The organism is Pseudomonas poae, assembly GCF_001439785.1.
GTDB lineage: Bacteria > Pseudomonadota > Gammaproteobacteria > Pseudomonadales > Pseudomonadaceae > Aquipseudomonas > Aquipseudomonas poae.
The window spans coordinates 167,500-189,378 of record NZ_JYLI01000009.1 but is presented as its reverse complement, the minus strand read 5'-3'; the positions used below and the strand labels follow the sequence as shown (position 1 = coordinate 189,378).

Annotated in this window: 14 protein-coding genes; all 14 read right to left on the bottom strand. The window is 57.2% G+C overall.

Annotated elements, in window-relative coordinates; all coding sequences use genetic code 11:
- Window positions 1-15: 15 nt before the first annotated feature.
- Window positions 16-1,041: an NAD-dependent epimerase/dehydratase family protein gene (locus TU75_RS13170; protein ID WP_015371570.1), complete on the bottom strand. Its 1,026-nt coding sequence runs from the start codon at window positions 1,039-1,041 to the stop codon at window positions 16-18.
- Between the two features lie 44 nt (window positions 1,042-1,085).
- A complete protein-coding gene (gene tviB, locus TU75_RS13165) occupies window positions 1,086-2,363 on the bottom strand; it encodes a Vi polysaccharide biosynthesis UDP-N-acetylglucosamine C-6 dehydrogenase TviB (protein WP_015371569.1) in 1,278 nt (425 codons plus the stop codon).
- Between the two features lie 479 nt (window positions 2,364-2,842).
- Window positions 2,843-4,180, bottom strand: coding sequence for a Wzz/FepE/Etk N-terminal domain-containing protein (locus TU75_RS13160; RefSeq protein WP_414860459.1), 1,338 nt, complete (start codon window positions 4,178-4,180; stop codon window positions 2,843-2,845).
- Window positions 4,181-4,599: 419 nt separating this feature from the next.
- The gene (locus tag TU75_RS13155; RefSeq protein ID WP_060549180.1) at window positions 4,600-4,842 is read right to left on the bottom strand and encodes a lipopolysaccharide assembly protein LapA domain-containing protein; all 243 of its coding nucleotides are present in this window, start codon (window positions 4,840-4,842) and stop codon (window positions 4,600-4,602) included.
- A gap of 24 nt (window positions 4,843-4,866) precedes the next feature.
- Entirely contained in the window at window positions 4,867-5,163 is a 297-nt protein-coding gene (gene ihfB / locus TU75_RS13150) for an integration host factor subunit beta (RefSeq protein WP_003189779.1), read from the bottom strand.
- Between the two features lie 121 nt (window positions 5,164-5,284).
- The gene (locus TU75_RS13145; protein WP_060549179.1) at window positions 5,285-5,569 is read right to left on the bottom strand and encodes a hypothetical protein; all 285 of its coding nucleotides are present in this window, start codon (window positions 5,567-5,569) and stop codon (window positions 5,285-5,287) included.
- A gap of 160 nt (window positions 5,570-5,729) precedes the next feature.
- Window positions 5,730-7,421 (bottom strand): 30S ribosomal protein S1, encoded by a 1,692-nt coding sequence (rpsA, locus tag TU75_RS13140; protein ID WP_003235361.1) that lies wholly within the window; start codon window positions 7,419-7,421, stop codon window positions 5,730-5,732.
- A gap of 119 nt (window positions 7,422-7,540) precedes the next feature.
- Window positions 7,541-8,230 carry a (d)CMP kinase gene (gene cmk, locus TU75_RS13135; RefSeq protein WP_015371566.1) on the bottom strand — a complete coding sequence of 230 codons (690 nt, stop codon included), beginning with the start codon at window positions 8,228-8,230 and terminating at the stop codon, window positions 7,541-7,543.
- Complete coding sequence (locus TU75_RS13130) at window positions 8,227-10,437, bottom strand: bifunctional prephenate dehydrogenase/3-phosphoshikimate 1-carboxyvinyltransferase (RefSeq protein ID WP_060549178.1); 2,211 nt, start codon at window positions 10,435-10,437, stop codon at window positions 8,227-8,229. Before TU75_RS13130 ends, cmk begins: the two co-directional genes overlap by 4 nt.
- A gap of 28 nt (window positions 10,438-10,465) precedes the next feature.
- The gene (hisC, locus tag TU75_RS13125; RefSeq protein ID WP_060549177.1) at window positions 10,466-11,578 is read right to left on the bottom strand and encodes a histidinol-phosphate transaminase; all 1,113 of its coding nucleotides are present in this window, start codon (window positions 11,576-11,578) and stop codon (window positions 10,466-10,468) included.
- A 9-nt stretch (window positions 11,579-11,587) separates the two neighbouring features.
- A complete protein-coding gene (gene pheA, locus TU75_RS13120; protein WP_003235353.1) occupies window positions 11,588-12,682 on the bottom strand; it encodes a prephenate dehydratase in 1,095 nt (364 codons plus the stop codon).
- Window positions 12,682-13,767: a 3-phosphoserine/phosphohydroxythreonine transaminase gene (serC, locus tag TU75_RS13115; RefSeq protein WP_003235350.1), complete on the bottom strand. Its 1,086-nt coding sequence runs from the start codon at window positions 13,765-13,767 to the stop codon at window positions 12,682-12,684. The genes pheA and serC overlap by 1 nt, the downstream gene beginning before the upstream one ends.
- Before the next feature lie 246 nt (window positions 13,768-14,013).
- Entirely contained in the window at window positions 14,014-16,668 is a 2,655-nt protein-coding gene (gene gyrA, locus TU75_RS13110; protein ID WP_003235343.1) for a DNA gyrase subunit A, read from the bottom strand.
- A gap of 379 nt (window positions 16,669-17,047) precedes the next feature.
- On the bottom strand, window positions 17,048-21,871 hold the full coding sequence (locus TU75_RS13105) for a membrane-targeted effector domain-containing toxin (RefSeq protein WP_060549176.1): 4,824 nt from the start codon (window positions 21,869-21,871) through the stop codon (window positions 17,048-17,050).
- Window positions 21,872-21,879 lie beyond the last annotated feature (8 nt).

Sequence of the window (21,879 nt, the reverse complement as noted above, 5' to 3'; positions counted from 1 at the left end):
TAGTCAAAAATAACTTTAACTCAAAAACTGTACGTACCATGGCATAGCTTTTTCAACACCCTCAACGATGTTAAAATGCGGCTCATACTGAAGTTTATTTTTTATTTTGCTGATATCTGCTTGCGAATGGCGAACGTCCCCCGCTCGAAAATCCCGATACACTGGTGGCTTATCATATTTAATCCCATTTTTCGCCAATGCGTCACGTAGAGAAGTAAACAGCATATTTAGATCTGTTCGACCGCTGACTGCAACGTTGTAAACCTGATTACGTGAGGTCGAATCTGTAGTGGTGGCAGCTAACAAGTTAGCTTGGACGGTATTTTCGATAAAACAAAAATCCCGACTCGTTTGGCCATCGCCATTGATAAAAACGTCTTCGTCATTGATCATGGAGGCAGCCCATTTGGGTATCACTGCTGCATATGCTCCCTCAGGGTCTTGACGCTTACCGAAAACATTAAAATACCGAAGACCAATAGTATCAAAGCCATAACACTTTGCGAAAACATCAGCGTAGAGCTCGTTGACATATTTGGTAACTGCGTATGGGGAGAGTGGTTTGCCAATAACGTCTTCCACTTTCGGCAAACCCGGGTGATCTCCGTAAGTAGAACTACTGGCAGCGTAAGTGAAACTTTTTACTTGCGCATCCCTGGCCGCCACCAACATGTTAAGGAAGCCATCAATATTGGTAGCATTTGTAGCGATTGGGTCATTGAGGGAACGTGGTACCGACCCAAGCGCCGCCTGGTGCAATACGTAATCCACCCCTCCACATGCGCGCTGACAGTCATCCAATACCTTGATATCACCTTCGATGAAGCTAAAACGAGCCCACTGCTGCGCAGCGACCGTACCTTTAACCTCATCGAGATTGCGCTGATGGCCCGTCGCAAAGTTGTCAAGGCCGACAACAACTTGATTCAGACCAAGCAAGGTCTCCAATAAATTGGAGCCAATAAATCCAGCCACCCCAGTGATCAACCACGTTTTAGGTGAGGTCTTGAGTGTTTCCAGGAGCGTTTCATAGCGGGACATAAATTGGCTCTTCGTTTATTGAAAAATAGAACACATAAATAAAATTACAAACGAATATCAGACTCTTCACGACTCAGCAGATATTTTAGATCGTAAAGAACATGCTCAGACTTACCAAACTTGCGAATTTTTTCAGCGCCCAGTGCCTTGAATTCATTATGTGCAACGGCCAGCACAATACCGTCATAGACATCAGTGCCCGGTTCGGCAATAGGCGTTATGCCATATTCACGGTTGGCCTCTTCAGGGCTGACCCATGGATCATAAATATCCACTGCAATATTGTACTCTTTCAACTCATTGACAATATCCACGATTCGCGTGTTACGCAGGTCCGGGCAGTTCTCCTTGAACGCCAGGCCCATAATCAGTACACGAGCGCCATCGACATGAATACGGCGCTTAACCATCGTTTTTACCAACTGGGAGACCACATACGCGCCCATTCCGTCATTGAGACGACGACCCGCGAGAATGATTTCGGGGTGATAGCCGATGGACTGAGCCTTGTGAGTCAAGTAGTAGGGGTCGACGCCGATGCAGTGACCGCCCACCAAGCCAGGCCGAAATGGCAGGAAATTCCATTTCGTACCCGCAGCCTGGAGCACTGACTCCGTATCAATACCCATTTTATTGAAAATAATGGCCAATTCATTGATTAGAGCGATGTTTAAGTCGCGCTGTGTGTTTTCAATAACCTTTGCAGCTTCGGCAACTTTAATGCTGCTTGCCTTGTGCGTGCCCGCAATAATGATCTGGTTGTAAAGAGCATCCACTAGGTCAGCGATCTCAGGTGTAGATCCGGAAGTCACCTTCTTGATCGTAGTGACACGATGCTCCTTGTCTCCCGGATTAATACGCTCAGGGCTGTATCCGGCAAAAAAATCGACGTTGAATTTTAATCCTGAAAACTTCTCAAGTATGGGCACACAGTCTTCTTCGGTTGCGCCGGGATAGACGGTCGACTCATAAATAACCAAGTCGCCTTTCTTCAGTACCTTACCGATACTTTCTGACGCTTTGATCAGTGGAGTAAGGTCTGGCTGGTTGTACTCATCAATCGGCGTAGGCACTGTCACGACGAACGTATTGCAGCTGGACAATTCGTCCAGATTAAAACTGAAGCTGAGCTTACCGGCCTGCTTCAACTCCTCATCGCTCACTTCCAACGTGGCGTCGTGCCCTGCTCTCAGGGCCTCGATACGCGGCTGGTTGATGTCAAACCCAACCACCGTCCGATGCTTGCCAAACTCCACCGCAAGGGGCAAGCCAACATATCCAAGACCTATAATGGCGAGCTTAATATCTTCCAGTTTTTGCATAATCAAAGCCTAATAAAAAATAAAATTTCACTGAACCATCTTCAGCACTGAATACTTCAACATCCTGTGAATCAAGACCTCTGACAACAGGCTTCGCAGGCCTATCTCACCCATCGGCGAGAAATTCCCAACGACTTGCTGACACTCTTTGCGCGCCAGCTGGGCGTCACGGCAACATCGTGAACGCCACAGCTAATATCACTATGCCATGCCCGCACCCGGACGGTTTCGTCGAGTTTAGCCTTTCAAGTGCAATTCGCTGCAAAAAACTTCGTAATTGCTCCATACGCCAGAGCGAAGACGCGTGGCAAGCATACTACGAGATGACTCACCAAATAAGCGTTGGCGCTACATTAACTTCACCATATGAATCCGCCAAAGCCAGATCTGCTACCAGCGGCCCGAATGCGTGATCGTTTTGGTCTCAGATCAGCAAGTCAACGCCTTGAGCCAGAGCGCGTGATAGCCCTGATGCCAGCTCACCGCTCAATTTTTGCTGGCTCTGCGATCACGGCATGCTGTGAGTGCGCCGCTCTATCAACTGCGGCATTGCGCCTAATTAACAGCAGTGAACGCGCCAGGGCGATCAAAACACCGAGGACTCCACCCAAAATCAGACCGGACAGCAGAATAAGAACTTTTTTCGGTTTAATCGGCTTAATCGGCTCGAGCGCCAGCTTATCTATGACGACCAATTTCAACTGCGCCATATCAAGATTCAGACTACGGAGCCGGGCCTGCTCACCCCGAAGAGGCGCAACATTACTTAAAAACAGATCTTCGTTCTTACGATTATTCAGCAACTCAATCTCGCGATTAGACTGCAGCAATTGAAGGTCCTTGGCGATTTGCGCGATACGGACATCGGTAAAGTCATCACTCTTGCGCTGTAGCAGAGCGCTACGCTCTGCCTCCAGCGCCTCGACCCCCATGAAGTACAGAGGGACTTGCTGATTATTGATTTCGGTACGAATCACGTTGGATGACCGATTATTGGTTTTATCACCTAATGACGAAAGCGTAGATGGTTTTTGTATTCCAAGTGATTTAGCAATTGCAATGGACTCACCCAACAAAGCCAGTCGATCGCTACGAACGGCCGTTAGCTGAGCGCGCAACGCCTTGAGCTCATCTTGCAATTGAGCACGATGAAGCACATCTTTCTCGGCCAACTTTGCAATCTTGGCCTCTTTATCCATTTCGTAACTTGAGCGAGCCGCGCTTAACTTTCCTTCAATTTCCGTTAATCGATTTTTAACAATCACACTCAAGTCAGCAGCAATCTGTTGCCGCTCCGCATTAATTGCGTATTCGATAAACCCATTGAGAATAGAGACCCCGTCTACTCCCTTGGGATAGGTCATTTCAAGCTTAATGTAGTTGCTTAGTGCGTCCGCTTTCTTGGGATCCGGAACTTCAAGATTTATTGAATTTTTGTTGAATTCCTCAAAACTCTGCTCCAATGTTCTCCCTGGGCGCGAGAAAGCCTTGAACAGATTTTGATGCGAGCGAAAGAAACCAAGACGAATATCGTAAGACTCAAGCGCCTCCCCCACTTTAATCAACGCTTGCGCCGGTGGAAGCGTATAAACTTCAGACCTATTCAAAGCGTCCAACTCGTTAATTGCGGCAGGGCGCAGCATGCTGGTCACTTGATACTCTGGCGTAACTAAAAAGGCGTAAACGGCCGACAGAGCGCCGACAAGCACAACGACAGCAAAAATTAGAACCTTATTTTGCCACAGCCCCTGAAAAAGCATTTCAAGGCCAAATTTTCCCGCAAGATGCACCGGGGTGACGCGAAGACTACTACTCACAACAAAAACCTGCCTTCAAGAAGAAACTGCGGGCTCGTTATGCAGACAAAATGTGTTTTTTCTAATTGGATGATCGCCTGAACCGAGCGTCTCTGCCAAATTCCGAGCGCACAAACTGCCTGTTATCGAGAACAGATTTCATTTTGCCATCTCTTTGGTTTATTACAAGCCTTGACATGTCTGTAGGTCTTTACTTACAAAGCCGGGCAAATCTCTATCAGTTATGCTGAGCGACAAGGAGGCGTAGGGAAAATTTCAGATCTGAAGATGGCAACCAATGATTTAACGGAATGCCAGCCATTGAAGCACTCTCAATTAGAAAAAAGACTGAGCACTTGAGCATTTCCACGAGCGACATTTTCTGACAGACGGTCCTAAAATCCTTTACTCAGACCAGCCCAAAGAAGCGAGAGTACGCTTCAGCTTCGCCTCTCTGCGACAGAGACACGATCACGACGACCTACCACAACACCCAGCAACGGCCCTACCAACATCCCTACAATTAACGCCACCACCACAAACACCGAAACAGGCAGCTCCCTGGTAGCCTGCCCCAGGAACGAAAGTGATACGCCCTGCTGATTTTCCAATACAAACCCAAGCATCACCAAAGCAACAATCAGCACCGCAAATACCGCAACAACGCGCTTAACCCCACGCATAACTTTCTCCTACTCCAAAAACACTCAGACGCCCTCTTCCTCTTCTTCGTTCACCCGGTCGCGCAACTCTTTGCCCGGCTTGAAATGAGGGACGAATTTACCGTCAAGGCTGACGGATTGGCCTGTCTTTGGATTGCGGCCAACGCGGGGGGCACGGTAGTGCAGGGAGAAACTGCCGAAGCCACGGATCTCGATGCGATCTCCGGTAGCCAGGCACTGGGACATTTGCTCAAGCATGGTCTTGATAGCCAGCTCAACATCCTTGGATGAGAGCAGCCCCTGATGGGTGACAATTCGTTCGATCAACTCCGACTTCGTCATATTTTTCCCTTCTTTTTCAAGCAGCTAGGAAAAGCGCTTCGAAGGTTTTAGCATGACTTGATGAATTTGAACAGCCTATACAATAACTTATGTGCAGGTTAATCCGAGACCACACGCGAGCTTATTTACAGATCACCAGCATGGTTCGAGTGACTGCACCGGCAGGATTCCAACCGAACAAGTAATCGCCCTCCTCATCCTTCGCATCGCTGGACCGCGTGATCACCTTATAGCCCTGCATCTTGCATTCGCGAGCAGCGCGCTTCTCGCACTTCTCCCAATTACCGCCAAGGCCAGAGCAGTCGATCTCTATCCCACTCACGCCGCGCTTGACGTGCGTTTTTGCGCTGGTGACTGAACATCCTGACAGCACCACCAATACGAGCACCACAATAAGCTTGTTCATTCAAATCCTTACTGAAACAAAACGCCGAGAGCGCTTTTACAATGACTATAGCCAGTTCTGACAACGACCTGTAGACCAGAGCCCTCCAAGGATGATTCAACGAATTTCAGGCACAAAAAAGGGCGACCGAAGTCGCCCCTTTTCTATGGTCTGACAGAACTTAGTTCTGTTTTTCCATTTGTGCACGCAACAGGTCGCCCAGAGTGGTAGGACCAGCAGCGATGCTATCCGAAGGCTTGTCTTTCAAGCTCTGGATGGCTTCTTTCTCTTCAGCATCGTCTTTCGACTTGATGGAGAGCTGGATTACACGGCTCTTGCGGTCAACGCTGATGATCTTGGCTTCTACTTCCTGGCCTTCTTTCAGAACGTTGCGCGCGTCTTCAACGCGGTCACGGCTGATTTCGGAGGCTTTCAGAGTCGCTTCGATATCGTCGGCCAACGTGATGATGGCGCCTTTAGCGTCAACTTCTTTCACGATGCCTTTAACGATGGCGCCTTTGTCGTTGTCCTGAACGAATTCAGAGAACGGATCGCTTTCCAGTTGCTTGATACCCAGGGAGATGCGCTCGCGCTCTGGGTCAACCGACAGGATAACGGTGTCCAGCTCGTCGCCCTTCTTGAAACGACGAACAGCTTCTTCGCCGACTTCGTTCCAGGAGATGTCGGACAGGTGAACAAGGCCGTCGATGCCGCCGTCCAGACCAATGAAGATACCGAAATCGGTGATCGACTTGATGGTGCCGGAGATTTTATCGCCCTTGTTGAACTGGCCGGAGAAATCTTCCCATGGGTTGGATTTGCACTGCTTGATACCCAGGGAGATACGACGACGCTCTTCGTCGATGTCCAGAACCATAACTTCCACTTCGTCGCCGACTTGTACGACTTTCGAAGGGTGGATGTTCTTGTTGGTCCAGTCCATTTCGGAAACGTGTACCAGGCCTTCCACGCCTTCTTCCAGCTCAGCGAAGCAGCCGTAGTCGGTCAGGTTGGTTACACGCGCGGTAACGCGAGTGCTTTCCGGGTAACGAGCTTTGATAGCAACCCATGGATCTTCACCCAGTTGCTTCAGGCCCAGGGAAACACGGTTGCGTTCGCGATCGTATTTCAGAACCTTGACATCGATCTCGTCGCCAACGTTGACGATTTCGGAAGGATGCTTGATACGCTTCCAGGCCATGTCGGTAATGTGCAGCAAGCCATCGACGCCACCCAGATCGACGAATGCGCCGTAATCGGTGAGGTTTTTGACGATACCTTTGACTTGTTGGCCTTCCTGCAGGGATTCCAGCAGAGCTTCACGCTCGGCGGAGTTCTCTGCTTCCAGGACGCTGCGGCGGGAAACGACAACGTTGTTGCGCTTCTGATCGAGCTTGATGACCTTGAATTCGAGTTCCTTGCCTTCCAGGTGCGTGGTGTCGCGCACTGGACGGACGTCGACCAAAGAACCTGGCAGGAACGCACGGATGCCGTTAACGTCGACAGTGAAGCCGCCTTTAACCTTACCGTTGATAACGCCCTTGACCACTTCTTCAGCTGCGAAGGCTGCTTCGAGAACAATCCAGCATTCAGCGCGCTTGGCTTTTTCACGGGACAGCTTGGTTTCACCGAAACCGTCTTCAACCGAGTCCAGAGCAACGTGAACTTCGTCACCGACGTTGATGTTCAGCTCGCCAGCATCGTTGTAGAACTGTTCCAGCGGGATCAGAGCTTCAGACTTCAGACCAGCGTGAACGGTTACCCAACGAGCTTGGTAATCGATATCAACGATAACACCGGTGATGATGGAGCCTGCCTGAAGGTTCAGGGTTTTTAGGCTTTCTTCAAAGAGTTCCGCAAAGCTTTCGCTCATTTTAATTCCTGTTGATAAGGGCGAAGAATACGCCCATCTCCACACCCCAGACAGTGTGGGTCAGTTTCATTTAGAAGAAGCACCGCAGGACTTTGACTGGTCCCCTGCAGCCTTCTTGGTCATCCGGCAATATCGCGAATGGCGATTTCACTCATGATGCGTTCCAGCACCTGCTCGATGGAAAGCTCCGTTGAATCCAGCTGTATGGCGTCAGCCGCCGGCTTGAGCGGGGCTACCGCACGCTGGGTATCACGCTCATCGCGTGCACGGATCTCATCTAGCAGACTCGACAGACTAACACCATCGACTTTGCCCTTCAACTGCAAGTAACGGCGGCGCGCTCGCTCCTCGGCACTGGCTGTCAGAAAAATCTTCAGCGGCGCTTCAGGAAACACAACGGTGCCCATGTCGCGGCCATCCGCCACCAGGCCTGGCGGCTCCTGAAAAGCACGCTGGCGCTGCAGCAAGGCATCACGCACCGCCGGCAGCGCGGCGACCTGGGACGCCCACGAACCCACCTGCTCGTTACGCAGGTCGTCGGTCACATCATCGCCTTCGAGGATGATGCGCTGCGGATGACCTTCGGTTGCGCCGACGAACTGCACATCCAGATGCGCCGCCAGCAGCGTCAGGGACTCTTCGTTGGTGAGGTCGACGCCATGGTTGCGTGCGGCAAACGCCAGCAGGCGATACAGCGCGCCGGAGTCCAGCAGGCACCAGCCCAGGCGCTTGGCCAGGATGCCGGCAATCGTGCCTTTGCCCGAGCCGCTTGGTCCGTCGATGGTAATCACCGGTGCTTTGATATTCACAATTGAGCCTCTTGGGCAACGCGCATGCCGACGTGGGCACACAGGGTAAGAAAATTCGGAAAAGACGTCGCTACATTGGCACAGTCATGGATACGAATCGGCGCAGCAGCCCGCAGACCAGCCACGCTGAACGCCATGGCAATCCGGTGGTCGCCATGGGCCTGCACCTGACCGCCGCTTAACGCACCGCCGTCGATAATAATCCCATCGGGGGTCGGTTCACACTTCACCCCAAGCACCAGCAGACCATCGGCCATGACCTGAATGCGGTCGGATTCCTTCACGCGCAGCTCCTGAGCACCGCGCAGCACCGTTCTACCCTCAGCACAGGCGGCAGCCACGAATAGCACCGGAAACTCATCAATCGCCAACGGCACCAGTGCCTCAGGAATTTCAATCCCCTTCAACGCAGCCGAACGCACCCGCAGATCCGCGACAGGCTCACCGCCCACCTCACGCTGGTTTTCAAGGCCTATATCAGCCCCCATCAACCGCAGGATATCAATCACGCCAGTGCGCGTCGGGTTGATGCCGACATGCTCCAGCAGCAGCTCGGAGCCGTCGGCAATCGAAGCCGCCACCAGGAAAAACGCCGCCGAGGAAATGTCCCCGGGCACTTCTATATGCGCTGCACTCAGCCCATGACCCGACTCCACCGAAGCTGTCGCGCCCTCCACCGCCACCGGGCAACCAAAACCGCGCAACATGCGCTCGGTATGGTCGCGGGTCGGCGCCGGCTCGGTCACGGCCGTTTTACCCTCGGCGTACAACCCCGCCAACAGCAGACTGGATTTCACTTGGGCGCTGGCCATCGGCAGCGTGTAATTCAACCCTTTCATCGATTGCCCGCCACGGATACTCAACGGCGGACGCCCTTCAGGCCCTGTCTCGATCACCGCGCCCATCTCCCGCAGCGGCTGGGCCACGCGGTTCATCGGGCGCCGGGACAGCGAGGCGTCGCCGGTCAGTACGCTGTCAAAGCGCTGCGCCGCGAGCAACCCGGCGAGCAGGCGCATCGAGGTGCCGGAGTTGCCGAGGTAGATCGGACCCGGTGGCGCCTTCAGCCCCTGCAGGCCAACGCCATGAATTGTCACGCGCCCGTGATGCGGCCCCTCGATCACAACGCCCATGTCGCGAAAAGCCTGCAAGGTCGCCAGGGCATCTTCGCCCTCTAGAAAGCCTTCAACTTCGGTGACCCCTTCGGCCAACGAGCCCAGCATGATCGAGCGATGGGAGATCGACTTGTCGCCCGGCACACGGATGCGCCCGCTCAAGCGGCCACCCGGGCTGGCCACGAAGACCAACGCTTCAGCGCTCACAGCGGTTTCCATATAGGCCCGGCGCGCCAGGATCTTGCTGAAATGCTCGCGCGCCACCCGCGCACGGGTGAACACGCCCAACAACTGATGACCATCTCCGGCATCGACCGCGTCGCGCAAGGCGTCGAGATCACTGCGAAAGGTATCCAGGGTGCGCAACACCGCTTCGCGATTGGCGAGAAAGATGTCGTGCCACATCACCGGGTCGCTGCCGGCAATCCGTGTGAAATCACGAAAGCCGCCAGCGGCGTAGCGGAAGATCTCCAGGTTTTCATTGCGCTTGGCGAGAGAATCCACCAGACCAAACGCCAACAAATGCGGCAGGTGGCTGGTCGCCGCCAGCACTTCGTCGTGACGTTCGACCTGCATGTGCTCCACATCCGCCCCCAGCTCGCGCCACAAACGATCAACCACCGCCAGCGCGGCCGGATCGGTTTGCGCCAGCGGCGTCAGAATCACTTTATGCCGACGAAACAACTGTGCATTGGAGGCTTCCACCCCGCTCTGCTCGGAGCCGGCAATCGGGTGGCCCGGCACAAAGCGCGCCGGCATGCCGCCAAACGCCTGCTGCGCCGCGCGCACCACATTGCCCTTGGCACTGCCGACGTCGGTGAGAATCGCGTGGCCCAGGTCCATGCCGGCCAATACCCCAAGCAGTTTTTCCATGGCGAGGATCGGCACCGCCAGCTGGATCACATCCGCGCCCTGGCAAGCCACTGCCAGGTCCGCTTCACAGCGGTCCACCACGCCCAGCTCGACCGCCAGCCTGCGCGATTGCGGATCCAGATCCACACCGACCACTTCGCCGCACAGCCCGCTTTCACGCAGGCCTTTGGCAAAGGAGCCGCCGATCAACCCCAGGCCGACCACCACCAGGCGACCGATCATAGGCACCGCAGGTTGCAATGCAGTGACATCAACCACGGGCCAGAACCTTGGCCAGCGCCTCAAGGAAGCGACCGTTCTCGGCCGGCAGGCCGATGGTGATACGCAGGTGGTTCGGCATGCCGTAGTTGGCAACCGGGCGCACGATCACGCCTTCGCGCAGCAGGCCCTGGAATACCGGTGCCGCAACCTGGCCGAGATCGACACAGATGAAATTGCCCCTGGACGGAATCCAGTCCAGGCCCAGCTCACGGAAACCGTCCTGCAGTTGCAGCATGCCGCGCTCATTGATGCGACGGCCTTCTTCCAGGTACTCAGTGTCCTTCACCGCGGCGCAGGCTGCCGCCAGGGCGAGGCTGTTGACGTTGAAGGGCTGGCGCACGCGGTTCAGCACATCCGCAACCACCGCCGTGGACAAACCGTAGCCAACGCGCAGCGACGCCAGGCCATAAGCCTTGGAGAAGGTGCGCGACACCAACAGGTTCGGGTAGGCGGCCAGAAAGTCGAGGCCGTTTGGCAGCTCGCCGCCTTCGGCGTACTCGATATAGGCTTCGTCGAGCACCACCAGCACGTGTTCGGGCACGTCTTGCAGGAAGTCGTTCAACGCCTTCGCATCGAACCAGGTGCCAGTCGGGTTGTTCGGGTTGGCGATAAACACCACGCGCGTCTGCGCATCGATGGCCGCCAGCATTGCCGGCAGGTCATGGCCCCAATCCCTGGCCGGAATGATCCGCGCATCGGCACCAACGGCCTGGGTCACGATGGGGTAGACCGCAAATGCATGCTCGCTGAACACCGCATTCAGGCCGGGCGCCAGGTAGGCACGGCCGACCAGCTCAAGAATGTCGTTGGAGCCGTTGCCCAAGGTCACCTGGTCGAGCGCCACACCGCAGTTTTGCGCCAGCAGCGACTTCAGCGCAAAACCGTTGCCATCCGGGTAACGGGTCAGCTCGGTCAGTTCTTCACGAATCGCCGCCAGCACCTTGGGGCTCGGGCCCAGCGGGTTCTCGTTGCTCGCCAGTTTGACGATCTTCGAGGGGTCCAGATTCAACTCTCGCGCCAGTTCGTCCACAGGCTTGCCCGGCACATAAGGCGAGAGTTGTTGCACGCCCGGCTGCGCCAGGGCGAGGAAGTTGCCACTCATGTCAAAGCCTCACAAAACCGCTTTCGGGTAAGAGCCGAGCACCTTGAGTGCCACGGCTTCCTGACTGATCTGCTCGAGCACGCCCTTGACCAGTGGGTCGCGGTGGTGGCCGATGAAGTCGATAAAGAACACGTAGGTCCATTTACCGCTGCGCGAAGGACGCGTCTCGATGCGCGTCAGGTCAATCCCGTTGTCGTGGAACGGCACCAGCAGTTCATGCAGGGCGCCTGGCTTGTTGCTCATGGACACGATGATCGAGGTCTTGTCGTCGCCGGTCGGCGGTACTTCCTGACTGCCGATCATCAGGAACCGCGTGGAGTTGTCCGGGCGGTCTTCGATCTTTTCGGCCAGGCGCGTCAGCCCGTACAGGCCTGCCGCCATGTCACCGGCAATCGCCGCCGAATTCCACTCACCCTTGACCCGCTTGGCCGCCTCGGCGTTGCTGGACACCGCCACGCGCTCGACATTCGGGTAATGGGCGTCCAGCCACTTGCGGCACTGGGCCAGGGACTGGGCGTGAGAGTAGATACGGCTGATGCTGTCGGTCTTGGTGTTTTCGCCCACCAGCAGGTGATGGTGGATGCGCAGCTCGACTTCACCGCAGATCACCATGTCGTGCTCAAGGAAGCTGTCGAGGGTGTGGTTGACCGCGCCTTCGGTGGAGTTTTCCACCGGTACCACGCCAAAGTTCACCGCGCCGGCCGCCACTTCACGAAACACTTCGTCGATGGCCGCCATCGGCTTGCTGATCACGGCGTGGCCGAAGTGTTTCATGGCCGCCGCCTGGGTAAAGGTGCCTTCGGGGCCGAGGTAAGCCACTTTCAGCGGCTGCTCGAGGGCCAGGCATGAGGACATGATTTCGCGAAACAACCGCGCCATTTCTTCGTTGCCCAGTGGGCCCCTGTTGCGCTCCATCACACGCTTGAGCACCGCCGCTTCACGCTCGGGCCGATAGAACACCGGCACCTCGCCTTCGGCCAGGTTCGCCATCTTCACCCGCGCCACTTCCTGGGCGCAGCGCGCGCGCTCACTGATCAGCTCCAGGACTTTTTCGTCCAGGCTGTCGATGCGGACCCGCAGGGCCTTGAGTTCTTGCTCAGACATTAGCCGTGTTCCTTTTCGAACTCTGCCATGTAGGCAACCAGCGCGTTGATCGCGTGGATGTCGACAGCGTTGTAGATGGAGGCGCGCATGCCACCCACCGAGCGGTGACCCTTGAGGTTCAGCAGCCCGCGTGCATCGGCACCGGCCAGGAATGGTTTGTCCAGGCGGTCGTCAGCCAGGCGGAACGGCACGTTCATCCACGAGCGGTTGCTGAGGTTGATCGGGTTGCTGTACAGGCCGCTGGCGTCGATGAAGTCGTACAGGACGCGCTTTTTCTCTTCGTTGAGCTTGCCCATGGCGGCGACACCGCCCTGCTCTTTGAGCCATTCGAACACCAGCCCCGAGAGGTACCAGGCGAACGCCGGCGGCGTGTTGTACATTGAGCCGTTGTCGGCCGCGACCTTGTAGTTGAGCATGGTCGGACACAGGGCACGGGTGCGGCCCAGCAGGTCTTCGCGGATGATGTTGACCAGGATGCCGCTCGGGCCGATGTTCTTCTGCGCACCGGCGTAGATCATGCCGTAGCGCGATACATCGATCGGACGCGAAAGAATGTCCGAGGACATGTCGCACACCAGCGGGACGTCGCCCACGTCAGGCACCCAGTCGAACTGCAGGCCACCGATGGTTTCGTTGGCCACGTAATGCACGTAGGCCGCGTCTTTCGACAATTTCCATTCGTTCTGACCTGGAATGGCGAAGTAATCGTAGGGCTTGGCGGTGCCGGCCACATTCACGTTGCCGTAGCGGGAGGCCTCTTCAATGGCCTTCTGCCCCCAGATACCGGTATCGATGTAGTCGGCCGTACCGCCCTCGGGCAGCAGGTTCAGCGGGATCTGGGCAAACTGCTGGCTGGCGCCGCCCTGCAGGAACAGCACCTTGTAATTTGAAGGGATGTTCAGCAGGTCGCGCAGGTCCTGCTCGGCCTTGGTGGCGATGGAGACGAACTCATCGCTGCGATGGCTCATTTCCATCACGGAGAGGCCTTTTCCATGCCAGTCGAGGAGTTCACCCTGCGCGCGCTGCAGGACTGCTTCAGGAAGCGCCGCGGGACCGGCACAGAAGTTATAGGCTCTCTTGCTCACATCCAATCTCACTCTGATCTGGTTGGGGCTGCAATCATGTTCGGCAACGGCCTTGAGCTGGAGCGAGCCCTTGTGGGAGCTGGCTTGCCTGCGATACAGGCACCGCGGTAGCTGCAGTGATACCGAGGTGATGCTATCGCAGGCAAGCCAGCTCCCACAGGGATCGAAGCCAGACCAAGGACATGTATTTCAAAGGGGACACAAACAACAAGGGGGCGAATCTTCATCCGCCCCCTGTATGTCCGCTTATTCCTGCGGTTCTTCTTCGTCTGCGGCAGCATCAAGGGTTGGCTCGTCGATGTTGTCATCGCCGGTTGCGATCACCTCACCGTCAAACTCTTCTCCTTCCAGCTCTTCGCCTTCAATTTCCGACGGTTCCTGCACGCGCTCAAGACCTACCAGCTTCTCGTCCTTGGCCAGCTTGATCAAGGTTACGCCCTGAGTGTTACGGCCCAGGCTCGAGACTTCGGCCACACGAGTCCGCACCAGTGTGCCCTGGTCGGAAATCAGCATGATTTCCTCGCCGTCGAGCACCTGCACCGCGCCAACCAGACGGCCGTTGCGGTCGTTGCTGACCATGGCGATCACGCCCTGGCCGCCACGCTTGTACTCGGGGAACTCGCTGATGGCCGTGCGCTTGCCGTAACCACGCGCGGATGCGGTGAGGATCTGGCTGCCTTCTTCCGGGATCAGCATCGAAATCAGCTTCTGCCCTTCCGGCAGACGCATGCCACGCACACCACGGGCGGTACGGCCCATGGCACGCACGTCGGATTCCTTGAAGCGCGTCACCTTGCCGCCATCGGAGAACAGCATCACTTCACGCGCGCCATCAGTAATGGCAGCGGAGATCAGTACGTCACCTTCATCCAGCTCCAGGGCGATCAGGCCGACGCTGCGCTGACGGCTGAAGGATTCCAGCGGGGTCTTCTTGACGGTGCCTTTGGCGGTCGCCATGAAGATGAAGTGACCTTCGGTATAGTCGTCGACCGGCAACATGGTGGTGATGTATTCATCACTGTCCAGCGGCAGCAGGTTGACCAGCGGACGACCACGGGCAGCGCGGGAGGCTTCCGGGATTTCGTAGGTTTTGAGCCAGTACACCTTGCCCTTGCTGGAGAACAGCAGCAGCGTGGTGTGGCTGTTGGCGACCAGCAGGTGAGCGATGTAGTCCTCATCCTTCACGCCAGTAGCCGATTTGCCTTTACCGCCACGACGCTGGGCCTGGTAAGCCGCCAGCGGCTGGGTCTTGGCATAGCCGCCGTGGGAGATGGTCACCACGCGGTCTTCTTCCGGAATCATGTCGCCCAGGGTCAGGTCGAGGCGGGCATCGAGGATTTCGGTGCGGCGCACATCGCCGTATTCGGCGCGGATCACTTCCAGCTCTTCGCGGATCACTTCCATCAGGCGCACGGCGCTGTTGAGGATGCGGATCAGCTCGCCGATCTGGTTGAGGATCTCCTGGTACTCGGCCAGCAGCTTCTCGTGCTCGAGGCCGGTGAGGCGGTGCAGGCGCAACTCGAGGATGGCCTGGGCCTGCTCCGGCGACAGGAAGTACTTGCCGTCACGCAGACCGTATTGCGGGTCGAGGGTCTCGGGACGGCAGGAGTCGGCGCCAGCGCGTTCAACCATCGCCACAACGGCGCTGGATTCCCACGGCATCTTGATCAGCGCTTCCTTGGCTTCCGACGGGGTCGGCGAAGCCTTGATCAGCGCGATCACCGGGTCGATGTTCGACAGCGCAACCGCCTGGCCTTCCAGGATATGGCCGCGCTCGCGGGCCTTGCGCAATTCGAACACGGTACGGCGGGTGACCACTTCGCGGCGGTGGCGCACGAAGGCTTCCAGCAGGTCCTTGAGGTTAAGGATGCGTGGACGGCCATCGATCAGCGCAACCACGTTGATACCAAACACGCTTTGCAGCTGAGTCTGGGCATAGAGGTTGTTGAGGATCACCTCGGGCACTTCGCCACGACGCAGCTCGATCACCACGCGCATGCCGTCTTTGTCGGACTCGTCGCGCAGCTCGGTGATGCCTTCCAGCTTCTTCTCTTTAACCAGCTCGGCGATCTTCTCGATCAGACGCGCCTTGTTCAGCTGGTAAGGCAGCTCGGTGATGACGATCTGCTGGCGACCACCGACCTTGTCGATGTCTTCGATGATCGAGCGGGCGCGCATGTAAATGCGGCCGCGGCCGGTGCGGTAGGCTTCGATGATGCCGGCGCGACCGTTGATGATCGCGGCGGTCGGGAAGTCCGGACCGGGGATGTATTGCATCAGTTCATCGACGGTCAGCTCGGGGTTGTCGATGAGGGCCAGGCAACCGTCGATGACTTCACCGAGGTTGTGCGGCGGGATGTTGGTGGCCATGCCCACGGCGATACCGCTGGAGCCATTGACCAACAGGTTGGGAATACGGGTGGGCATGACGGCCGGGATCATTTCGGTGCCGTCGTAGTTCGGCACCCAGTCCACGGTTTCCTTGTGCAGGTCGGCCAGCAGCTCGTGCGCCAGCTTGGTCATGCGCACTTCGGTGTATCGCATGGCCGCGGCGTTGTCGCCGTCGACCGAACCGAAGTTGCCCTGGCCGTCTACCAGCAGGTAGCGCAGGGAAAATGGCTGGGCCATTCGAACGATGGTGTCGTACACCGCGGTGTCGCCGTGAGGGTGATACTTACCGATCACGTCACCGACAACACGGGCAGATTTCTTGTACGGCTTGTTCCAGTCGTTACCCAGCTCGCTCATCGCGAACAGCACACGCCGGTGCACGGGCTTCAAGCCATCGCGCGCATCAGGCAGTGCCCGACCCACGATTACGCTCATTGCGTAGTCGAGGTAGGACTGTTTCAGCTCGTCTTCGATATTGACCGGGAGGATTTCTTTGGCCAGTTCGCCCATGAGAAGCCTGATTCCTTTTTCGGGTGAAACCTCGTCACATCCATTCGGGATGAACGAAGCTCGCCGCTGCCGGCAGGGTGCCTGGCAACGACTTACGACAAATCAACGAGTTATGACACGGATCTGCACGTTACAGGCAACCCCTTTGGGCGGCCCTGGAAACCGCCGGATGTTATCACAATCGCCGCCACGCACCTATCCCCCTGATGCGCATGGAGGCTAGTAATTTGACGGATGACAGGCTTGAGGGGGACGACAGGGGCTCAGACGCGAAGGCCAGGCATATTCACCGGCGATAAATCGACATTCCAGCCGATAAAATAGCCGCTACCCGTCGTCGTACCTCAAGGACCGAACGTCACGTATCCCGACGCGCCGCTCAGGGCATGCCCGACGCAAAATTAAGCCGAACATCAGACAATCTGCCGTCCGCCCCTCTTGCCTTGGGAATCGTGATGCCGACCGGCCAATCAGGGCCGACAGTGCGAATCCGCACACCGAGCGTCCCCGTCAACTCGGCCAGACCGGCGACCCCCTCCGTCGTATTCATATGGGCCGCGCCCACCAGCGCCACCCACTTCCCGCCATCTTTGGGGTGATGCCGCTCGATTTGCCTGAACGCAAAATAGTTCATCTCCTTGAGTCGCTTGGAAAGATCCACGATTCCAGTGCCCTTTTTTGGATTCAGGTGGTAGGTCAATAGATCGTCGTCCAGACCTCGAACCTTGAGATCGAGTGCCTGCGCAGCCTCCATCACCTGATGAACCGGTTCTTTGCTTGCAGCCCGTACGCGCCTCAAGGGCGTGTCTGCTGCATTGAGTCCCTCGACGTAAATCGTGCGAACTCCCTGATTTTTCAATACCTGCATTTTCTCCTTGAGAAACAGCTTGCTGGCCAACTCATTGTGCGCCTCCCCCAGCACGAGGCCATTTGACTGCTTAAGCACTTTCTCAATCAACTCATCCACTGTCGTATTACTGTCGATCAAAACCGGCGTTGGCCTGGGCGGCAGTGCCAGGCGCTTGAAGAAGCGAGACTTGTCCCGATTGAACCACTGCTGGTAGAAACGCCTTTCAAACGACGAAAGCATCGCCAACTGGTGCTCCCGGCGATGGAACGCCGGGGTTTGGAGAAATTCATAATCGGGCAAGCCACTCAATGACGAACTGGCCCCTCCCCCACCTTTGAGCGCTTGCGGCTTCCAACCGCCACGATAGCCACGCACCAACGCCCCAACTTCAATACCGCTGCGCGCGTCAACGACCTGAACGACGAGATCCTCGCGCCCATAGAGTTTGAAATCGCCCTTGATTCTGTAAACCCGTGAATGTCCCAGCGCACTTTCAGGGCGTATCAGGTACTCCCCGGCGGAGGTACGGTAGATTCCACGACTATTGGGCTCAAGCCCCCTGATCAACGTCTTGGCTTCAAGGGCCGGCACCGCCGAAACTTCCCATGCCGGAGGAATAAATGAGCTGACTCTTGTTGAAGGAGAGACGTGCAGGGCAAATTCAGAGGCGGTGGTGACTTGCCGGGATTTCAAAACCTGAGTAGCCAATGGCTTGACTCCCAATGCGGTACCTTTAGGCGCGGCACCGGACGCCATTTCCACTGTCAGTATCCTGCCGACAGCGCCATCGCGCACGATCAAGCCAGGGACATTGTGCCCGCGCGTACCAAAGGTTCGCACGGCTGTTTTGGACAGGCGCGCCCATCGCGTCAGCGTGCGAGACAACCAGTGCTCAGCCCACGGCATCATGTCCAGCAAATGCCCCGCCACCTCAATGCCAAACAGCACTTTGTTGATCGTGGAGCGACGGTCCAGTTGCGCGTTGCTTACCGCGCCTCGCTCTACGTGCAGACTCATGCGGGCGACCATCAAGCGGTACATTTCCGGCAGTATCGGCGTTTCGCAGGGCACCAGCCGTATGACCATCCGCTGGGGCAACGGCAGCACGCGCTTGATGACCAGAGGATCATTGGTCGCCAGTTGTTTCCCGAGATACTGTTGCCATTGCGGCTTCACCAATAGCTTGCGCAACTGAGCCTGATTGAGAATCTCGCGAATATCACGTCCATCGGGCGCACCTGACGCATAAAGAACCATCTCCGCCCGCCCCTGCACCCCAACGATGAAGACACCCTGCACCAACTGACTGCCACCCTCCAGAGGCGGCACGCCCAACTTGCCCAACGCCAGGTGGCTGACGCCGACCGTGTCGCCATCCACCTTTGCCCTGCGGGCTGGGTCAGGTGTGTCCAGTACGGCTGACAGCCATTGCGCGCCGCGTTTCTTGCCAGCATCGCTGGTCGACGGCGTCCTGTACGCAATAGGACTCAACGCCGCCTGCTGCGCTTCGTGCTTCAGCGTTGCCGCCTGGGCCTCCAACCAGACTTCCCTTAAATGGCGGGCCTGCCCCGGGCTGTCCGACAGATCGAATGCCGGCTGGAAAACGTCCTTTTTGTAGCGTTGGCCGATATCCAGCGCCTTGACCCATTGCTCCAGCACCTCCCGCGTGAGCTTGACGGTCTGCCCCTCACTGTCGATCACTTGCCGACCATCCGCGTAAGTCAGCGTGGCGTCGAGGCTGTCCCTTGAAACCCATGAGAGCGACTTCTCCCAAGGGGTGAGGTTTTTCAGGGCCAGCTCGGTCAGGCTGTACACGACGGTTCTGGTTCTTTCCTGAACAGGCGTCAGCCCCGGAGCCGGCACGTAATTGATTCTGACCCACTCACTTTTAACAACGTTGACGGTGTCTGGATCAATATCGGCCTGCGAAACGCTGTACAAGCGTTTATCGTCCAGAAACTCACGCAATTTGCCACGCAGCTTGTCCTTCATATAACTGCGGAGGGTGGGAATGGCCTCAAGCAGCGACCCCAACAGTTGATTCTTCTCCTGGGCAATTTCCTCAAGCGCCTGCAACTGCCCGCGGTCCACAGCGCTCAACGCGTTAATCCAGTCAGGTGTGTTCAAACGCTCCAACTGCCGGTTACGCGCCATGAACGCATGGGCAACGTCCAGTTGCGCCGCCAGGTCTGTCGCCTGCGCCAGTGCCTGGGCGTCCAATGCCTTGTCACTGCCAAGCACGGCAGACAGATCTCGCTGTTGCTTGGCCAGCAACTCACTCACCCCCTCGAACACAAAATCATCGCTGACCGCGTGCACTGTCAGTTCACGCTGCCCAGCCCACATTCCTGCTTGCTGCTCCACGACAGCACTGGGCAGGCTTGCGGCCAGTAAACGGCCGGGCTGCGCGCCTGCGTCAAGCCGCGCCGTCAACGCAGCAAGCAGTTCGGCCAGACGGGAAAACACCTCGAACCCCTCACCCTGGGTGTAAAGCACCCAGGAACCCGTGGCATCGCTCACGCTGTCGGGGCCTACGACAAACACGCCGGCCAATGGCGTACCGTCTGCCATGGACAACCTATAAACCTGGGGACAAGGCTCGGCGGGAAACGCCAACGCGCGCGCCGCCCTGGTCGGGTAGCGCAGCACAATGTCAATGGCCGCACGGCTGGAAGCCTGCAACGTACCATCCACACTGCCCAACGCCGCCAAGGTGGCCATGACGCTCTTGCGCAGTCGAACCAGTAACTCACGCTGCGGACCTTGGCCTGCCTGTATCGAGCTCCAGAATGCCTGGACCTCGCCGGCGAACGTTTTTTTCACGGCGTGCGCCAAGTCATTCGCAGAACCGACGTGCGGCAGCTGCCACTCTTCGTTCAGCGTGAGGGCCTCGCGGAAAAACGCCCAGGCAAGTGGTGCGCCATCCTGCTCATTGCCTGGCTCAGTGGACGCCAGCAATGCCAGCAGTACCGAGCCCAATGCCTTGGACGACACCAATTGCTTGCGCCCGGTCTCATCGACACGGTAATGGGTGAGGTAAATACCGTCGGGATCGATCGGCGTATTGAGCGAGGGGAACATCAGCGCCAGCCGCCGCTGGAAAAACCCGTTGAATTCAGGCATTGCCCTGAGCAGGTTGGCGGTCAACGCATTGAGCGCGTCGAGCTTTTCCATGAGGTAAATCTGCTGATCACCCAGAGCCAGGTCCGCAGGCGGCACAACCGGCAGAGTATCGGCACGCAGAGGCCGGGCAACGAGGTCGGCAGGCAACCCGCCGGCAAGCGCCAGGACCTCGGGCACGCGGTCGAGAATCCCCGCCCTGAACGGTAAAAATGCGCTGTAGAGGTTAGCCCTCTGCAACACCAGTTGCTCGTCCAGCACCCGGCCCAGCAAAGATCCACCAGCATCAGCAAGTAACTGAGCAGTCACCCATCGCCCGCGCCCTGCCTTGAGCAACTGCGCCACCGCCTCACGGTCGGCGACAGGCACGTTAAGCAAAATTTCATCGCAGTCACCGTTCGCACCGCGCAAACCCAGCGCATCGAGCAACGCCGAATAGCCCGAGAACGCTTCAAGACCTCGCTGCGGCGTATAGAGCAGCACGGGCTGAACGCTGCCCAAACCACCCTCCGGCGCTATCGCGAAGGCTCCGGCAAGTCCCACATCGCGATCCTTGACGGTCACGCTCAAACGGTACAGAACTGGCACCACCGGGGCGGCGATTGCCGCACCGATCACACCCAGCACCAGCGCAAGCCCTTGTTCACCGATCCCTTGTGTCGGATCTATCACATTGTCAGCCCGGCGCAGGTTGGCCTCTGCCGCCAATTGATTGCGGCGAAAGTGGAGCATCGCATCGCGTGCAATTAAATTGCCGGTAAATGGCCCCGGGCTGTTCCAAAAGCGCGTCAAGGCCCGTTCGTAATGCCCGAAAAGCAACTGTGCGTGACGTAGCACCACTTGCACGAAGGCTTGCGCAGTCATGTCCACGCGTCGCGCACCGCCCCCCGCACTGGAACTGCGAAAAAATCCGTGTATTGGCGGATCGACAGTGACTCGTCCGCTGGACAGCATGTCCTGCATCACCGATGTCAAAGACCGCACTGATGCCCCGGCAGCGTCTGCGTGGATGAATATCTGGTCAGGGTCCAGGTCAATGCCCTTGAATTGCTGCTCAAGCGCCTGCCGGAAGACGTCTTTGCTGACCTGCGCCGCATCGGGTTGATAACCCAGAAAGCGCTGAGCCAGGACCGCGACGTCCTGCAGATTCTTGAGCAACGATGCCTGACTGACAGGTGCAAGCCCGCCGACCAGGTCGGGACTGGCCGTGGATGATGAGGTCACAGAAACCATGTAGAGAT

Coding starts and splice junctions, on each gene's coding strand:
- rpsA (WP_003235361.1), bottom strand. CDS start 7,421: ATGAGCGAAAGCTTTGCGGAACTCTTTGAAGAAAGCCTAAAAACCCTG.
- gyrA (WP_003235343.1), bottom strand. CDS start 16,668: ATGGGCGAACTGGCCAAAGAAATCCTCCCGGTCAATATCGAAGACGAG.
- hisC (WP_060549177.1), bottom strand. CDS start 11,578: ATGAGTGGCAACTTCCTCGCCCTGGCGCAGCCGGGCGTGCAACAACTC.
- tviB (WP_015371569.1), bottom strand. CDS start 2,363: ATGCAAAAACTGGAAGATATTAAGCTCGCCATTATAGGTCTTGGATAT.
- pheA (WP_003235353.1), bottom strand. CDS start 12,682: ATGTCTGAGCAAGAACTCAAGGCCCTGCGGGTCCGCATCGACAGCCTG.
- TU75_RS13130 (WP_060549178.1), bottom strand. CDS start 10,437: ATGATCGGTCGCCTGGTGGTGGTCGGCCTGGGGTTGATCGGCGGCTCC.
- TU75_RS13170 (WP_015371570.1), bottom strand. CDS start 1,041: ATGTCCCGCTATGAAACGCTCCTGGAAACACTCAAGACCTCACCTAAA.
- ihfB (WP_003189779.1), bottom strand. CDS start 5,163: ATGACGAAGTCGGAGTTGATCGAACGAATTGTCACCCATCAGGGGCTG.
- TU75_RS13145 (WP_060549179.1), bottom strand. CDS start 5,569: ATGAACAAGCTTATTGTGGTGCTCGTATTGGTGGTGCTGTCAGGATGT.
- TU75_RS13105 (WP_060549176.1), bottom strand. CDS start 21,871: ATGGTTTCTGTGACCTCATCATCCACGGCCAGTCCCGACCTGGTCGGC.
- TU75_RS13155 (WP_060549180.1), bottom strand. CDS start 4,842: ATGCGTGGGGTTAAGCGCGTTGTTGCGGTATTTGCGGTGCTGATTGTT.